The organism is Mixta theicola, assembly GCF_002895925.1.
Taxonomy (GTDB): domain Bacteria; phylum Pseudomonadota; class Gammaproteobacteria; order Enterobacterales; family Enterobacteriaceae; genus Mixta; species Mixta theicola.
In genome coordinates this window covers 83,220-99,580 of record NZ_NWUO01000003.1, presented here as the reverse complement: position 1 = coordinate 99,580, position 16,361 = coordinate 83,220, and the positions used below count along the sequence as shown (strand labels likewise).

The window sequence follows — 16,361 nt, the reverse complement described above, 5'->3', positions numbered from 1 at the left end:
CCGTTTATTGCTCATGTTTAACTAAGGGAGCCAGTTGTTGATCCATCAGATCGGTAATAAAAGCCTGCGCATCCGGCGCGGGATGAAGACCATCCTGCTGCATCCAGCGTGGTTTAAGATAAACCTGTTCCATAAAGAAGGGCACCAGCGGAATATTGTACTGCTGCGCCAGTCTGGTATAGATATTACTGAAAGCCTCGTTATAGCGGCGGCCATAGTTTGTCGGCAGACGGATCTGCATCAGCAGAGGTTTCGCGTCAGCCGCCTGAATCGTGCTGATGATTTTACTTAAGTCCTGCTCAATGTTTTGCGGCGGAAAACCGCGCAGGCCATCATTAGCGCCCAGCTCGATCAATACCCAGCGAGGATGGTGCTGTTGCAGCAGCGCAGGCAGGCGCGCCAGCCCCTGTGCGGCGGTATCGCCGCTAATGCTGCCGTTGATCACCTCTGGCTGCTGCTGCCATTTTTTATCCAGCAGGGCTGGCCAGGCCTGACTGGCAGACATGCGATAACCGGCGCTCAGGCTATCGCCGAGAACCAATAATGATTCTGCGGACGCCACACGCGTGAATAACAGTAATAACAACAGGAAGGGATAATGCCAGCGGAAAACATTATTGAAGTTCATCGTCTTACTAAATCCGTCGGTGAAGAGGAGCATCAGCTGCTCATCCTTACCGGAGTTGACCTGGTTGTCAAACCGGGGCAGAGCATCGCCCTGACTGGCGAGTCGGGATCGGGCAAGTCCACCCTGCTGGGCATTCTCGCCGGGCTGGATGATGGCAGCAGCGGAGAGGTCAGGCTGTGCGGCAAACCGCTGCAGGAAATGGACGAGGAACAGCGTGCGGCGCTGCGGGCGCGCCATGTCGGTTTCGTGTTTCAATCTTTTATGCTGGTGCCTGGGCTGAACGCGCTGGAAAACGTGCAGTTGCCTGCGCTGCTGCGCGGCCATCCTGAACGTCAGAGTCGCGACCAGGCGCAGGCGCTGCTGGAGCAGCTGGGCCTGGGCAAACGCCTGCATCATTTACCATCGCAGCTTTCCGGCGGCGAGCAACAGCGCGTGGCGCTGGCTCGCGCCTTTAATGGCCGCCCTGACGTACTGTTTGCTGATGAGCCGACCGGCAACCTCGATCGACAGACCGGCGAACGCATTGCCGATCTGCTGTTCTCCATGAACCGCGACAGCGCCACCACGCTCATTCTGGTTACCCACGATATGCAGCTGGCGGCGCGTTGCGATCGGCGGCTACGCGTGCGTGACGGCAAACTGTGGGAGGAAGCATGATCTGGCGCTGGTTCTGGCGCGAGTGGCGTTCGCCCTCGCTGTTGATAGTCTGGCTGGCGCTAACGTTGGCGGTCGCCTGCGTACTGGCGCTGGGTAAGCTGGGCGACCGCATGGAAAAAGGGCTGACGCAGCAAAGCCGCGAACTTATGGCGGGCGACCGCACGCTAAGCAGCGCGCATCCGGTGCCGCAGCCGTGGCTGGATCAGGCGCAGCGGCTGGGGCTGAAAGTCTCAGCCCAGCTGACCTTTATGACCATGACCTTTGCGGGCGAGACGCCGCAGCTGGCAGCGGTAAAAGCGGTCGATCAACATTATCCAATGTTTGGCGAATTACGCACCGAGCCGCCGGGGCTAAAACCGCAGCCCGGCAGCGTGCTGCTGGCGCCGCGGCTGATGGCGCTGTCCGGTGTTAAAACCGGCGATGAACTGGATGTCGGCGATACCCGTTTGCATATCGCCGGAGCGGTTTTGCAGGAGCCGGATGCCGGTTTTAATCCTTTCCAAACCGCGCCACGGCTGCTAATGAGCCTGGCTGACGCTGAAAAAACCGGCGCGGTGCAGCCGGGTAGCCGCCTGACCTGGCGTTATAAAATGGCTGGCGATGCGGAGGCGCTAAGCCGCTACGATCGCTGGCTTACGCCGCAGTTAAAAAGCGATCAGCGTTGGCTGAGCGTGGAAAATTCAGAAGATGCGCTGGGCCGATCGATGCAGCGCGCCCAGCAGTTTTTACTGCTGTCGGCCCTGTTGACGCTACTGCTGGCGGTCGCGGCCGTTGCGGTGGCGATGAGCCACTATTGCCGCAGCCGCTACGACCTGGTGGCGGTGTTGAAAACGCTGGGAGCCGGGCGCAGCGCCTTACACAAACTGATTGGCGGACAGTGGCTGGCGGTGCTGCTGCTGGCGGCGCTGGCTGGTAGCGCATTAGGTACCGGATTCGAGCGGCTGCTGATAATTATGCTGCGCCCGGTGCTGCCCGGCGAGCTGCCTGCCGCCGGCGTCTGGCCGTGGATCTGGTCGCTGGGCGCGCTGTTTACGATTTCGCTGTTGGTAGGGCTGCGTCCTTATCGATTACTGTTAGCGACGCAGCCGCTGCGCGTGCTGCGACAGGACGCCATCACCGCCATCTGGCCGTTACGCTTTTATCTGCCGGTAATGGCGCTGGTGGTGGTATTGCTGCTGGTGCTGCTGGTCGGCAGCAGCAAGCTGCTCTGGGTGCTGCTGGCGGGGATCCTGTTGCTGGCGGCATTGTTGGCGGCGCTGGGGTGGGGCGCGCTCTGGTTGCTGAGTCGGCTGACCGTGCGTCGGCTGGCGCTGCGTCTGGCGATAAATCGTCTGCTGCGTCAGCCGTGGGTAACCTTAAGCCAGCTGGCCGCCTTTTCGCTCTCCTTTATGCTGCTGGCCCTGCTGCTGGTGCTGCGCGGCGATCTGCTCGATCGCTGGCAGCAACAGTTGCCTGCCGACAGCCCTAACTATTTCTTACTGAACATCAGCCGTGAACAGGTGGCAGACGTGCGGCACTTTCTGACGCAGCATCGGATTGAGCCCGGTACCTTTTATCCCGTTGCACGCGTGCGCCTGACGGCAATTAATCAGCAGCCTGCCGATCCACGACGTGATAACGCGCTAAACCGCGAGCTTAATCTGACCTCCTTAGCGCACCGCCCGGAACATAACCCGATTGTGGCCGGACAGTGGCCGCCGCGCGCCGGAGAGGTTTCAATGGAGGTGGAACTGGCCGATCGTTTAGGCGTGAAGCTCGGTGATACCCTGACCTTTACCGGCAATACGCAGCCGTTCAGCGCTAAAATTAGCAGCCTGCGTAAAGTTGACTGGGAAAGCCTGCGGCCTAACTTTTTCTTTATCTTCCCGCCGGGCGCGCTTGATGAACAGCCACAAACCTGGCTAACCAGCTTCCGCCTTGATGGCGACGCGGAGACGCTGACCCAGCTGAATCGTGCTTTCCCGACGCTCAGCCTGCTGGATATTGGGGCGATGATGCGCCAGATAGGTCAGGTTCTGGCGCAGGTAAGCCAGGCGCTGGGGATTATGGTGATTCTGGTTATCGCCTGCGGGCTGCTGCTGCTGCTGGCGCAGGTCCAGGTTGGCATGCGCCAGCGGCGACAGGAGCTGGTGGTTTACCGCACGCTGGGCGCCGGGAAAAAGCTGCTGCGTTCAACGTTGTGGTATGAATTTGCGCTGTCAGGCATGGTGGCGGGCGCGGCGGCGGTGCTGGGCGCCGAGGCGGCATTATGGGGATTGCAGCGTAAGGTATTCGATTTTCCGTGGGAGCCTGACTATCGACTCTGGATTGCGCTGCCGTTAAGCGGGGCGCTGCTGCTTTCGCTGTGCGGCGGCTGGCTGGGCATTCGGCTACTGCGCGGTAAAGCGCTGTTCCGTAGTTTCTGACACTGGCGGTCCGCCTGGGGCAGACCGCCATATCGTTTAGCGTAGCATCGCCTGCGCCCATTCAATGCCGCTGGCATATTCCGGCGGCAGCATCGGCACCAGCCCCTGTAGCGCGCCAGCGAGACGCTGTCCATCGGGATCGCTCAGGTTCAGATGGCCGACTTTACGACCGGACCGCACCTCTTTTTCGTACCAGTGCAGATGCACCAGCGGCTCACTGAGCCACTGCTGATTTAGCGCGGTGCCGATCAGGTTTACCATCACCGACGGCGTGCTGACCACCGGCTGCGGCAGCGGCAGATCGAGGATCGCGCGCAGATGCAGCTCAAACTGGCTAATGGACGCACCGTTTTGCGTCCAGTGACCGCTGTTATGCACGCGCGGCGCCAGCTCGTTTATCAGCAGCCCCTGCGGCACCACAAAGCATTCCATCGCCATTACGCCAACATAGTTGAGCTCATGCATAATCGCGCTCAGCATCTGCTCCGCCTGCTGTTGCAGTGCGCGGTCAGGCTGCGGCAGCGCTACGCTGTTGCGCAGGATCCCTTCCTGATGCAGGTTATGCGTCAGCGGATAAAACACCGTCTTGCCGTTATGTCCGCGCGCGCCCACCAGCGAAACTTCACCGGAAAAGTTGATGCCCTGCTCAACGATGCATTCGCCGTAGCAATCAGCCGGCAGCGCGTCGGTTTCTCCGGCGCGCAAACGCCATTGGCCGCGTCCGTCATACCCGCCGGTACGACGCTTAACGATCGCCAGCTCGCCCAGCTGCGCAAAAAGCTGCGGCCATTGTTCGGCGCAAGCGAGCAAGCGCCACGGCGCGGTCGCCAGCCCCAGTCGATCAAGCAGCTGCTTTTGCGTCAGACGGTCGGCAAGCAGCGGAAAAATATCGCGGTTCACAAAGGCCGGATGCCGCGCCAGCTCACGCGTCAGGGCCGTTTCCGGCCAGCGCTCAATTTCAGCGGTGATCACGCTTTGCTGAATCGGTAACGCTTCCGGCTCAGCGTCCAGGCCGACCGGATAAACCGCGATGCCCAGCGGTTCGCCCGCCTGACGCAGCATTCTTCCCAGCTGCCCATTGCCCAGAACGCAAACCGGCTTCATGCTTCCTCCCGCGGATCGGGGTTATTCAACACCTCATCCGTCTGCGCCTGACGCCACGCGGTAAGGCGCGTCGCCAGCTCGCGGTCGTGCGTCGCCAGAATTTGGGCCGCCAGCAGGGCGGCATTGGCCGCGCCCGCTTTACCAATCGCCAGCGTGCCGACCGGAATACCGCGCGGCATCTGCACAATGGAATAGAGGCTGTCGATGCCGCTCAGCGCCGCGCTTTGTACCGGTACGCCCAGCACCGGCACCAGCGTTTTCGCCGCCAGCATGCCAGGCAGATGCGCCGCGCCGCCGGCACCGGCGATAATCACCTGCAAACCGTTGTCCGCCGCGCCTTCGGCAAAGCTAAACAGCTTATCAGGCGTGCGATGCGCAGAAACGATTTCAACATGAAAAGGAACGTCCAGAACGGTAAGGATTTCCGCAGCGAACTGCATAGTGGCCCAGTCACTTTTAGAACCCATGACGATGGCGATGCGGGTCGGGGCGGCGTTAAGAGACATGCGGATGCGACTCCTGTGATTATCCAAAAGACACCGGCGTGGTTTTCACGCGGTCGGGAAGGGCACAGAGAATATCATGTCTCTGGCGCAAGGAAAACGGTTGCGTAGCTGGATTACGGCGCTAAAAGCGGCCTGCTCACCGCTTTTAAAAAGGGAAATGGATCAGGGAAAGCCCTTGCGGGGTCACTTCGATCATTGAGCCGGCGCGGTGCCAGGCGCCCAGCACCAGACGTTCCGCCGGCTGGTCGTTAACCGTCAGCGTATGTACCGCCGGACGATGGGTATGACCGTGAATCAGCCACTGCACCCGATGGCGCTGCATGGCATCCACCACCGCCTGAGGATTCACATCCATAATCGCGACCGATTTTTGCCGATTAGCATCTTTACTGCCGTCGCGCATACGCAGGGCGATGCGCTGACGCAGCCGCAGCGGCAGGGCGAGAAACAGCTTTTGCAGCCAGCGCTGATGCACTTTACGGCGAAAACGCTGATAGCCTTCATCATCGGTACATAGCGTGTCGCCATGCATAATCAGCACCGATCTGCCGTACAGGTTCAGCACCTGCTCTTCCGGCAGCAACTGCATACCGCTGGCGCGGGCGTAGCGTCGGCCCAACAGAAAATCGCGATTGCCATGAATGAAATAAACCGGCAGCGGCAGCGCCCGCAGCGCAGCGGCAACCTGCTGATGCAGCGGGTTGGGATCGTCATCGCCGATCCAGGCCTCAAACAGATCGCCCAGAATGTACAACGCATCGGCATTTTGCGTTTCGCGCTGCAAAAAACGCAGAAAACCGGCAGTAATTGCCGGTTCTTGCTGACACAGATGCAGATCTGCGATAAATAGCGTGCGTGACATTACTCGCTAACGGTGACTTTCTGAATGATCACGTCTTCTTTCGGCACATCCTGATGCATGCCGCTGCGGCCGGTAGAAACGCCTTTGATTTTCTCAACCACGTCCATGCCTTCTACTACTTCGGCAAACACGCAGTAACCCCAGCCCTGCAGGCTTTCGTCACGGAAGTTCAGGAAGTCATTGTCTGCTACGTTGATAAAGAACTGCGCGGTAGCGGAGTGCGGTGCGGAAGTACGCGCCATCGCCAGCGTGCCGCGGGTGTTTTTCAGGCCGTTGTTGGCTTCGTTGCGGATTTCCGCTTTGGTGGCTTTCTGTTGCATGCCCGGCTCAAAGCCGCCGCCCTGGATCATAAAGCCGTTGATCACACGGTGAAAAATGGTGTTGTCGTAGAAACCTTCACGACAGTAGTCCAGGAAGTTCTGCACGGTCGCAGGCGCTTTGTCATCAAACGTTTTGATCACAATATCGCCATGATTAGTCTGGAAAGTAACCATAATCTCATCCTGTAAAGGTTGGAGTTTTTAAGAGGCTGTACCCGCTCCCTGGATCAGGGTGCCGGGCCAGTTTTAACAGACGCCTCTTATAACATAATTCGCGCGCTGGCGTCAGTAAGCGCAGAAGGGCTTTCTGCCCGCCGCCGGTGCGGTGCGCTGTCTCCTTTCTTGCATTGCGTCGCGCTTACGTGAAAAATAGACCTTCTGATTTCGTTTATCCGCACACGCTTATACGGAAAGTTCAATGCTTAAAATTTTTAATACCCTGACGCGACAAAAAGAGGAATTTAAACCGATTCATGCCGGAGAAGTGGGCATGTACGTGTGCGGCATTACCGTTTATGACCTCAGCCATATCGGCCATGGCCGTACTTTTGTGGCCTTTGATATTGTAGCGCGCTACCTACGCTACTGCGGCTATCAGCTGAAATATGTACGCAATATTACCGATATTGATGACAAAATTATCAAACGCGCCAATGAAAATCAGGAAACGGTAGAAGATCTTACCAACCGCATGATTGCAGAGATGCACGCAGATTTTCGCGCGCTGAATATTCTGCCGCCCGATCTGGAGCCGCGCGCCACGCGCCATATCAGCGAAATTATTGAACTGGCGGAAAAGCTGATCGCCCGTGGCCACGCTTATGTCGCCAGCAACGGCGACGTGATGTTTGCCGTAGACAGCGATCCGAATTACGGCTCTCTTTCCCGTCAGGATCTGGAGCAGCTGCAGGCTGGCGCTCGGGTAGAAGTGGCGGAGGTGAAGCGCAATCCGATGGATTTTGTCTTGTGGAAGATGTCGAAAGCGGACGAGCCAAGCTGGCCGTCGCCGTGGGGTGCCGGACGTCCGGGCTGGCATATCGAATGTTCGGCGATGAACTGCAAACAGCTGGGCGAACATTTCGATATTCACGGCGGCGGTTCTGACCTGATGTTCCCGCATCATGAAAACGAAATTGCGCAATCAACCTGCGCCCATGACGGCCCGTACGTTAATTACTGGATGCACTCCGGTATGGTGATGGTGGATCGCGAGAAGATGTCTAAATCTCTCGGCAACTTCTTTACCATTCGCGATGTGCTACAGCATTTTGATGCGGAAACGGTGCGCTATTTCCTGATGTCCGGTCACTACCGTAGCCAGCTTAACTATGGCGAAGAAAACCTGAAACAGGCGCGTGCGGCGCTGGAGCGTCTGTATACCGCGCTGCGTCATACCGATGCCGACGCTGAAGCGGCAGGTGGCGAAGCGTTCGTTACCCGTTTCCGCACGGCGATGGATGATGATTTCAATACGCCGGAAGCTTACTCGGTGCTGTTCGATCTGGCCCGTGAGGTCAACCGCCTGAAAGCGGAAGATATGACCGTGGCTAACGGGCTGGCCGCGCGTCTGCGTGAGCTGGCAGGCGTGCTGGGTCTGCTGGGTCAGGATCCTGAGCTATTCCTGCAGGGCGACGCGCAGGATGATGACGTTGCGGAAATCGAAGCGCTGATTAAAATGCGCAACGATGCGCGTCAGGCCAAAGAGTGGGCGCAGGCGGATATTGCGCGCGACAGGCTGAATGCGCTTGGCATTGTGCTGGAGGATGGGCCGCAGGGCACTACCTGGCGTCGTAAATAAACTTCTGTAAGGCCGGTGATGACCGGCCTTTTTTTTTGCCGTTTAGCGCGCAGTGATGCTTTCCCTCTTTCTCTTTTTTTTACGCCTCGCCGCCTTTAGCCCTTTGTAACGCTATCCTTTAGCAGCCAGACGCTGATCCACGCGCAGCATACGTTATTTTTGCGGCTTTTTGCTGTTTTTTGCCGTATATTGCTTTGCGGAGGATCCTTATGCATAAAGCTGCTCGTCAGAAAACCTTATTAACGCTGCTCAGCGAACAAGGGCAGTCCAGCGTGACGCAGCTTGCTCGGGCATTACAGGTATCGGTTGATACCGTGCGTCGCGATCTTAACGATCTGCAACAGCAGGGGCTGGCGCAGAAAAATCATGGCGGGGCGATAGCGCTGGACGTGCCGGTAATGACGCGCCGGGCGCGCAGCGCGGTACTTAACGCCACCAGGCAGCGGCTGGGAGCAGCGGTTGCGGCGCAGATCCCGCCGGGCAGTACGCTGATGCTGGATGCAGGCAATACGGTGCTGGCGGTTGCCGCCGCATTGACCGTTCCGGCGCGGGTGATTACCGCCTCGCTGGATATTGCCTGGGCGCTTAGCGATCGTCCCGATATTGAACTTATTTTGCTGGGCGGGCAGTGGGATAACGCGCAGCGCCTGTTCGCCGGTGCCGCCACGCTGGCGATGTTGCAGCGCTATCGCGCCGACATTGCCGTGCTGGGCGCCTGCGCGGTGCATCCCACGCTTGGACTTAGCGCCAGCCACGAGGCGGACGCTGAAATCAAACGCGCCATGCTGGCGTTTAGCGCCCAGCGCTGGCTGGTGGCCGATCATTTAAAGCTAAACCGTTGCCAGCCTCATCGGGTCGCGGATTTAAGCGAGATACAACGCCTGTTTATCGATCGTCGCTGGGATGAGCTGCCTGCTTTATCTTCCATCGACGTCTCTGTTATCGCTGAAGGAGAACAACATGAGTAACACCGCTACGCCTGCAAAGATGCTTAACGTTGTGCTGATTGGCTATGGTTTTGCCGGTAAAACCTTTCATGCACCGCTGATCTCCGCTACGGCGGGCCTGAATTTATATGCTATCGCCTCCAGCAATGCCGCTAAAGTCCATGCCGATCTCCCCGGTATGCGCGTGATCGACGATCCGCAGCAGGCGATCGCGCATCCGGATATCGATCTGGTGGTGATCGCCTCGCCGAATACCACCCATGCGCCGCTGGCGCGCCAGGCGCTGGAAGCCGGTAAGCATGTGGTGGTGGATAAACCTTTTACGCTGGATATGCAGGAGGCGCGTGAGCTGATCGCGCTGGCGCAGGAGAAAGGGCTGCTGCTGTCGGTATTTCACAACCGCCGCTGGGATAGCGACTATCTCGGCGTACGCCAGGCGATAGAGCAGGGGCGGGTTGGGCAGGTGGTGCAGTTTGAATCGCATATCGATCGTTTCCGCCCGCAGGTTCGGGTGCGCTGGCGCGAGCAGAACGTGCCGGGCAGCGGCCTGTGGTTCGATATAGGCCCGCATCTGATCGATCAGACCCTTCAGTTATTTGGACTGCCGGAGAGCGTGCAGGGCAATATCGCCACGCTGCGTGACCATGCGGAAGTTAACGACTGGGCGCACGTGGTATTAAATTATCCATCGCACCGGGTGATCCTGCACTGCAGTATGCTGGTGGCCGGTGGCGTAGCGCGCTTTAGCGTACACGGCACCAAAGGCAGCCTGATTAAAGGGCGGGCTGACCGTCAGGAAAGCCAGCTGCTGGCTGGCGTAACGCCCGGCAGCGCAGGGTGGGGTGAGGATGATGAAGCGATGGTGCTGTACAGTGGCGAAGAGCAAGCACAGCTGCCTACGCCAGCGGGCGATCAGCGCCAGTATTATATCCAGATCGCTCACGCGCTGAACGGCGCGCAGGAGAATCCGGTGCCGCCTGAGCAGGCGCTGGCGGTCATGGCGGTATTAGAGGCGGCGGTAAAAGCGTCAGAAAGCGGCCAGTCCCGGCGGCCAGCACTCAGCGACGAGGAAAAAAGCGCGCTGCGTTTTCCGCAGGTTCAGTAACGTCGCAGAAATGAAAACAGCCGGCTTAGCCGGCTGTTTAGCATCGAATCGTTGCTGCTGTCCGATCGCAGCGGCGGCGTCAGGCCGTTACCGTAACGCGCTGGCCATTAAACTCAACCGTTTGTCCCGCCACAATTTTGCAGCGTTTGCGGGTTTCAACCTTGCCATCCACGCTAACCAGTCCGTCGGCAATCAGGTTTTTAGCTACCGCGCCGCTTTCTACCCAGCCTTCAAGCTTCAGCAGATCGCACAAATCAACATGTGCGTGTTTACCCAGGGAAAATGTCGCCATTATACGGTTCCTTTGTCGTGATATTCTTCGCACGCCTGCAGCGTGTTTTGGATCAGTGTAGCGACCGTCATCGGCCCAACGCCACCCGGCACTGGCGTAATCCAGGACGCACGTTCGGCGGCGGTATCAAATTCAACGTCACCGACCACTTTGCCGCTTGCTAAACGGTTAATACCAACATCGATCACAATGGCGCCCGGCTTAATCCATTCGCCAGGAATAAAGCCTGGCTTACCTACGGCCACTACCAGCAGATCGGCATGTTCAATATGTTGACGCAGATCTTTGGTAAAGCGATGCGTAACCGTTGTGGTGCAGCCAGCCAGCAGCAGTTCGAGGCTCATCGGGCGTCCGACGATATTCGAGGCGCCAACCACGACCGCATTCAGACCGTAGGTGTCGATGTTATAACGCTCCAGCAGCGTAATAATGCCGCGTGGCGTGCAGGGACGCAGCAGCGGGGCGCGCTGGCACAGGCGGCCTACGTTGTAGGGATGGAAACCATCAACGTCTTTATCCGGAGCGATGCGCTCCAGCACCTTGACGTTATCAATGCCTGCAGGTAGCGGAAGCTGCACCAGAATACCGTCGATTTCGCCGTCATTATTCAGGGCGTCAATCAGCTCAAGCAGCTCAGTTTCGCTGGTGGTGACGGGTAAATCGTAAGAGCGGGAGATAAAACCGACTTCTTCGCAGGCGCGGCGCTTGCTGCCGACATAAATCTGGGAAGCAGGATCCTCACCAACCAACACCACCGCCAGACCCGGCGCGCGTTTTCCGTCCGCCAGACGCTGTTTCACTTTTTCGGCAACCTCAAGGCGCACCTGCTGCGCAATCGTTTTACCGTCAATAATTTTTGCTGCCATCAGTGAAGAAATCCATCTGTTTGAGTGAATCGGGGAATGGGACATATTTTGTCAGAAGCACAGGCTGCTGTCAGTCCCTGAATCACGCTGGCTGGCTACAACTTCGGCGATGGGAGCGACGCGGCTGCAAAAACGTTGACTCGCTGTCTGCGCACCGTATAATTCGACGCAACTCACCAATGCGCCCTTAGCTCAGCTGGATAGAGCACCGGCCTTCTAAGCCGTAGGTCACAGGTTCGAATCCTGTAGGGCGTGCCATTAAATATCAATCACTTAGATCTCTCCTCCAGCTCTCAGATCTTCAACGCAGGACAGATTTGGGACACGTTTGTCAAAAACCGCGTCAGCTTACGACAGAACGCTCGGGCGAAAACCCCGGTCTCGGCTTCCCGGAGGTTATTGTTGCTTTGTTCGTTGGAAAAACGCTTTTCACGGAAATTTCCTCCTATTGCTTATAAAAACATTGCTAGTATCGTGGTGTACTAATCCTGGGGAGCGGGTCAGCGTTTAATTGATCCTGTGATAGCCGGCATTCCTGTAACGAGTCAGGAATAATTTAATTTCCCAGTAACCAGTAAACTGAAAAATAGCCATTTCTATTTTTGCTGGGGATTTGCTACTAACACGACAATAACTATAAAACTTAATATTAAATGAAGAGTTTAGTTTTTTTGTAATTAATGGAAAATTCTTAAATTAGCAATGGCATGATTTTTATTGTAGATATTTTTATCAGTTAAATAGAGCTATATTCTGGTAGGGATATGCCGTATTTGAACTTAGCGGCCTGTGTTTTCTGTTTTTTGTTTTACAATGCCAGAAATAGTGATCTAGAATAGACGCGTCTTTTAACCAAATATAAAAGATATGGAAATTGCGACAGATCAATTATGGTCCTGGTTGCAGTCTAAGATAACTTATTTTTAAAATGAAAAACTGCTCTGTGGATAACTAATTTGTGCGGTCTATCGCCTGAATACAGAGCATTATGTTTTGGAGTAAACACATGAAAAAACTTACCTTGTCGGGCTATGTCTTTGCAGCTATTGTTTTTGCCTCTTGCAACGCATCAGCTGATGTAACAGCCTCAGCGACAGCCAGTTGGGATGCCAGTGCATCCAAAGATACAATTAGTTCATTAGTGGTAACACCAATGAAGTCGCTTAATTTTCAATATTCGGAAGGCCTTGAAGCATTTAATACTCAGGAAGGCGCATTTGATATCAGCATTCAGGGCCAGTCTGGCGCCACCGATTTTATGCTGACTTCAAAGCTTATAAGCAGCACATTAACTCGCAACACTGATGATTCAACTCTGGAAGTGGGCGTGTCCTGGAATGGGGAACCATTAAGCAAATCAATAGCGGTTACCATGTTTGATACAGCAAATAATGTGACTGCTGGACTTGACTCACTGGCGCTCAGTTCAGCCTATACCGGAACTGCACGCACAACTGCTCATGGGGCGTTTAATTTTTCAATTGCCTCCGCGACTTCCGATGGCAGTACATCGGCACCGTTTAAAGAATTGAACGATGGCTACTGGGATGGCGATGTTCGGGTCCAGTTTACTGCAGTGTGGACCGTACCTGTAACATCTTCGTAATGCCAAACTGAGTATTAAAAAAGGGGGCTAACACCTCCTGTTAAGGCATCCGAATGAAAATAAACAGCTTAATTAGTTTTTTCCTTACGTATTTAATACCTTTTTCGGTACAAGCAATTAATATTGGTGAAGTCACTTCAATTATGCCACCAGCAGCTTCAACGTTGGCAAAGGAAATAGGCAACCCAACCGATTCTGCACGGTTAGTCAGCCTGAAAGTTGAACGTATTTCATCACCTATGGAAAACGGTATTGTTATTCCTATGGACAGTAAATCTGAGCTCCTTGCCACGCCGGTAAACCTGATAATGCCAGGGAAATCGAAAGAAAATTTCCGCATTTTTTATAACGGCCCTGAAGATGATAAAGAGCGTTACTATCGTTTATCCTGGTCTGATGAGCCGGTAACAGATTACGATGGAACGACTATCAGGAAACAGGGGCAAGCTATGACATCAGCCATTATAAACACTATTCTGGTGGTGGCCCCGCGTAAAGAGAAATTTGATTTCTTACGGCAAGGTGACACGGTGACTAATAAAGGAAACTCTTCATTCCGGGTGATTTCTTACGGCCCGTGCCGTGATAAAACCAGGGATTTAGGGCAGGGATGTCGTGAACGCTATTATCTGATGCCAGATGTTAGCATAAAGTTACAGCATATAGATTTTGATGACCGTAAATCTCATATAGGCATCTGGCATGGACAGAAATATATCAATGTTAATTAGTTGACGATATGAAACACAGTGGATGTGTAAAAAAAATAATTATTTTGACTATTAGCATAACTGCGAATAGTGCTTTTTCAGCAAATAAAGCAGCCTCTTTACGTATTAATAATTATGTAATCCCGGCGTTTTTTGTCAGTGCGCTAAATCAAGGGATGAATGTTCCTGTATATATACGCTATAAAGGTGATGTCTCAAATAACCGAAGTGAGCATAAAATAGCTGATGTTGTCTTAAGCATCAAAGAAGACGCTTTCCATATCAATCAAATAGTTTTGGTTGATCAACCAGAACGTACAGAACTATCGTCAACGCTTAAGTCCAGACTGTTAAAATTGCAAAATGTAAGCTTTGGGGATGGCAAACGTTTAGATATTGCCGATGAGGTGTTTCTCTCCTTAGAGGCCAAATCTTTTTATATTGAACTTAATGTTAATCGTGAAGCTTTAGTTCCGGCGATCTTGCCGCGAACTAATATGCTGGGTGGCTCCTCGGTTGAGGGGATGACAAATGTATTTAATTATACCTTTGGCAGTTATTATAACAAATTGCGTAATACAGACACCTCAAGCAGTTACTTCACAATGGATAATATTACGGCATGGCATGAACATCATATTAACCTTAATGGATCGATTTATGGAATAGGTACTTCATACCGTACCAGCGAAATCTATCGCGCAATGTACGAACGCGATTATGATGGGAATCGATTAACTATCGGCATGGTTGATACCTGGAACTTACAATCGATCGCGAGCATGAGCGCGTTAAACTCCAGTCGTATCTATGGTGCAAGTTTTGGCAACAGAAGCAGTACGCAGATCGAAGATAATACGCTTTCAATATTACCCGTTATTGTATTTTTACCTGCAGCAGGCGAAGTGCATATTTACCGCGACAACCGATTGCTAAGTATCCAGAATTTCCCGATGGGTAGTTATGAATTAGATACGTCACGACTGCCGTTTGGGGTCTATAATGTCGATGTCCAGGTCATAGTTAATGGACAGGTGGTCAGCAAGCGAAACACTCAGATAAATAAAATTTTTTCCCGTAAATCCAGTGTTTCAGGTGATTTAACGTGGCAAATTTTTGGCGGAAGCCTTGAATATAATAAAGCCAACTATCATTCGCGTGAAAAATTCAGTATTGATAGTAAGGAAACGTGGGTAACGGGCGTGGCGATGGCTATCACTCAGCCCTGGCTTTCCGGTGTCAATTTAAAATCCACGCTATATGGTTTTGATAGCACTGCTGTCAATGAGAGTGAAGCCAGCTTTATTATTAATGATGCTTTTAATATTAACCAGCAGATATTATGGGCGACCGACGGCAGCAGACGTAGCATTTCAACATTAAATTTTAGCCTGCCGCAGGGGTACGGTAGCCTGTGGGGTTCGCGGCAAATTAGCTATATTGGCGACAGGTTATTAATACAAAAAGATGATGCCTGGTCAGCAGGCGTTACCGCAAATTTAAAAAAAATCGCGAAATATTTTGGTATTTTTACCGTCAGTAATACGAAGGACAGGTATGCCGGTAGCAAATATATTAATATAGATTATAGTCAGTCTTTTTTTTCAAATCGATATGCTTCAGTCTCTCTACGCTCTGGCATCCAGCATTATAATTACGACGATCGCCCCACGATTCGTAATAAGTACGTTAATATTGATATTGCTGTTCCACTATCCGCCTGGTTTAGTACGGGTGTATCGAGTGAAAAAGGGAACATTTTGGCAAATGCCACCGTACGTAAAAGTATAAGCGACAGTGCTATCACCCAGGTGGGGGGAACGCTATCGAAACGAATGACGCATAAAGATGAAAATAACCATCATTCGGATGATTTTTCTGCTAATGGTTATGCTTCTTATGAAACAAAGTATAATGCCGGTAACGTATCAATATCCCATTCATCGGACCGTAGTTCTACATTTAATATGAGCTCGCAAGGTAGCGTTGGCTTGACAAAAGATAGTATTGCTCTGGGGAAAGGCAACCAAACTTCAGGCGTGATGATAAAAACCGGCTTTGCTAACGCAGGAACCATGCTGGCTAATATTAATGGGCGCAGTTATCCTCTTAGTGGTCAAAATAATTATATAAGCTTACCTCCTTATAAACAGTATAAAATTGAGCTTATGAATGATAAATGTTCAAAAGATAGCGTAAATGTCGCCAGCGGGCGTCAAAGTAAGGTTGTTTTATATCCAGGTAACGTTGAGGTTATTAGCCCTGAAATAAAACAGCTTGTAACGGTATTCGGCAGGATTAAAACGCACGACGGCCTACCTTTTGCAAATCTGGACATATATAGTCATACCGGGAAAACCAGAACGGACGAGCGGGGAGAATTTTCAATGGATATTGATAAACAAAATAGTGTTATAACTATGTTTTTAAAAAATCTGAGCGCCTGTGAAACCAGGCTTGACCTGCAGGATGCGCGTGGTGCCATTTGGATTGGCGATATATATTGCCAACTTCAGCACAAGTAAAAATAGTAGCGCTTAATAAAAAACCATTTA

General features: G+C 53.3%; 15 protein-coding genes and 1 tRNA gene. 9 read left to right on the top strand and 7 right to left on the bottom strand.

The annotated features are described in order from the left end of the window. Nucleotides 1-4: 4 nt before the first annotated feature. Nucleotides 5-628: a multifunctional acyl-CoA thioesterase I/protease I/lysophospholipase L1 gene (tesA, locus tag COO59_RS05365; RefSeq protein ID WP_133158589.1), complete on the bottom strand. Its 624-nt coding sequence runs from the start codon at nt 626-628 to the stop codon at nt 5-7. Here tesA and ybbA point away from each other — a divergent pair. Further along, nucleotides 599-1,285, top strand: coding sequence for a putative ABC transporter ATP-binding protein YbbA (gene ybbA, locus COO59_RS05360; protein ID WP_103058792.1), 687 nt, complete (start codon nt 599-601; stop codon nt 1,283-1,285). The two genes, tesA and ybbA, sit on opposite strands and share 30 nt — an antisense overlap. Beyond that, on the top strand, nt 1,282-3,690 hold the full coding sequence (gene ybbP, locus COO59_RS05355; protein ID WP_103058791.1) for a putative ABC transporter permease subunit YbbP: 2,409 nt from the start codon (nt 1,282-1,284) through the stop codon (nt 3,688-3,690). The genes ybbA and ybbP overlap by 4 nt, the downstream gene beginning before the upstream one ends. Before the next feature lie 36 nt (nt 3,691-3,726). Here ybbP and purK read toward each other — a convergent pair whose 3' ends face one another. From purK to ppiB, 4 genes are all read right to left on the bottom strand, one after another. Further along, nucleotides 3,727-4,794: a 5-(carboxyamino)imidazole ribonucleotide synthase gene (gene purK / locus COO59_RS05350; RefSeq protein WP_103058790.1), complete on the bottom strand. Its 1,068-nt coding sequence runs from the start codon at nt 4,792-4,794 to the stop codon at nt 3,727-3,729. Next, complete coding sequence (gene purE, locus COO59_RS05345; protein WP_103058789.1) at nt 4,791-5,300, bottom strand: 5-(carboxyamino)imidazole ribonucleotide mutase; 510 nt, start codon at nt 5,298-5,300, stop codon at nt 4,791-4,793. Before purE ends, purK begins: the two co-directional genes overlap by 4 nt. Before the next feature lie 145 nt (nt 5,301-5,445). Beyond that, nucleotides 5,446-6,162 carry a UDP-2,3-diacylglucosamine diphosphatase gene (gene lpxH / locus COO59_RS05340; RefSeq protein WP_103058788.1) on the bottom strand — a complete coding sequence of 239 codons (717 nt, stop codon included), beginning with the start codon at nt 6,160-6,162 and terminating at the stop codon, nt 5,446-5,448. Further along, nucleotides 6,162-6,656: a peptidylprolyl isomerase B gene (ppiB, locus tag COO59_RS05335; protein ID WP_103058787.1), complete on the bottom strand. Its 495-nt coding sequence runs from the start codon at nt 6,654-6,656 to the stop codon at nt 6,162-6,164. Before ppiB ends, lpxH begins: the two co-directional genes overlap by 1 nt. A 244-nt stretch (nt 6,657-6,900) precedes the next feature. Here ppiB and cysS point away from each other — a divergent pair, with 244 nt between their 5' ends. The 3 genes from cysS (at nt 6,901) to COO59_RS05320 (ending at nt 10,332) form a co-directional block, all read left to right on the top strand. Further along, a complete protein-coding gene (gene cysS / locus COO59_RS05330) occupies nt 6,901-8,280 on the top strand; it encodes a cysteine--tRNA ligase (RefSeq protein WP_103058786.1) in 1,380 nt (459 codons plus the stop codon). A gap of 209 nt (nt 8,281-8,489) precedes the next feature. Then, entirely contained in the window at nt 8,490-9,248 is a 759-nt protein-coding gene (locus COO59_RS05325) for a DeoR/GlpR family DNA-binding transcription regulator (protein WP_103058785.1), read from the top strand. Further along, nucleotides 9,241-10,332, top strand: a complete 1,092-nt coding sequence (locus COO59_RS05320; RefSeq protein ID WP_103058784.1) for an oxidoreductase — start codon at nt 9,241-9,243, stop codon at nt 10,330-10,332. Before COO59_RS05325 ends, COO59_RS05320 begins: the two co-directional genes overlap by 8 nt. 79 nt (nt 10,333-10,411) lie before the next feature. Here COO59_RS05320 and ybcJ read toward each other — a convergent pair whose 3' ends face one another. Both ybcJ and folD read right to left on the bottom strand, forming a co-directional pair. Next, nucleotides 10,412-10,624, bottom strand: coding sequence for a ribosome-associated protein YbcJ (ybcJ, locus tag COO59_RS05315; protein WP_103058783.1), 213 nt, complete (start codon nt 10,622-10,624; stop codon nt 10,412-10,414). Next, on the bottom strand, nt 10,624-11,490 hold the full coding sequence (gene folD, locus COO59_RS05310; protein ID WP_103058782.1) for a bifunctional methylenetetrahydrofolate dehydrogenase/methenyltetrahydrofolate cyclohydrolase FolD: 867 nt from the start codon (nt 11,488-11,490) through the stop codon (nt 10,624-10,626). Before folD ends, ybcJ begins: the two co-directional genes overlap by 1 nt. A gap of 181 nt (nt 11,491-11,671) precedes the next feature. Between folD and COO59_RS05305 the strand changes: the two genes are divergently transcribed. The 4 genes from COO59_RS05305 (at nt 11,672) to COO59_RS05290 (ending at nt 16,331) form a co-directional block, all read left to right on the top strand. Beyond that, nucleotides 11,672-11,748, top strand: a tRNA-Arg gene (locus COO59_RS05305). 748 nt (nt 11,749-12,496) lie between these two features. Beyond that, nucleotides 12,497-13,096 carry a common pilus major fimbrillin subunit EcpA gene (ecpA, locus tag COO59_RS05300; protein WP_103059021.1) on the top strand — a complete coding sequence of 200 codons (600 nt, stop codon included), beginning with the start codon at nt 12,497-12,499 and terminating at the stop codon, nt 13,094-13,096. Between the two features lie 53 nt (nt 13,097-13,149). Next, nucleotides 13,150-13,827 carry an EcpB family pilus assembly chaperone gene (locus tag COO59_RS05295; RefSeq protein ID WP_103058781.1) on the top strand — a complete coding sequence of 226 codons (678 nt, stop codon included), beginning with the start codon at nt 13,150-13,152 and terminating at the stop codon, nt 13,825-13,827. An 8-nt stretch (nt 13,828-13,835) separates the two neighbouring features. Then, the gene (locus COO59_RS05290) at nt 13,836-16,331 is read left to right on the top strand and encodes a TcfC E-set like domain-containing protein (RefSeq protein ID WP_103058780.1); all 2,496 of its coding nucleotides are present in this window, start codon (nt 13,836-13,838) and stop codon (nt 16,329-16,331) included. The last annotated feature ends 30 nt before the right edge of the window (nt 16,332-16,361 follow it).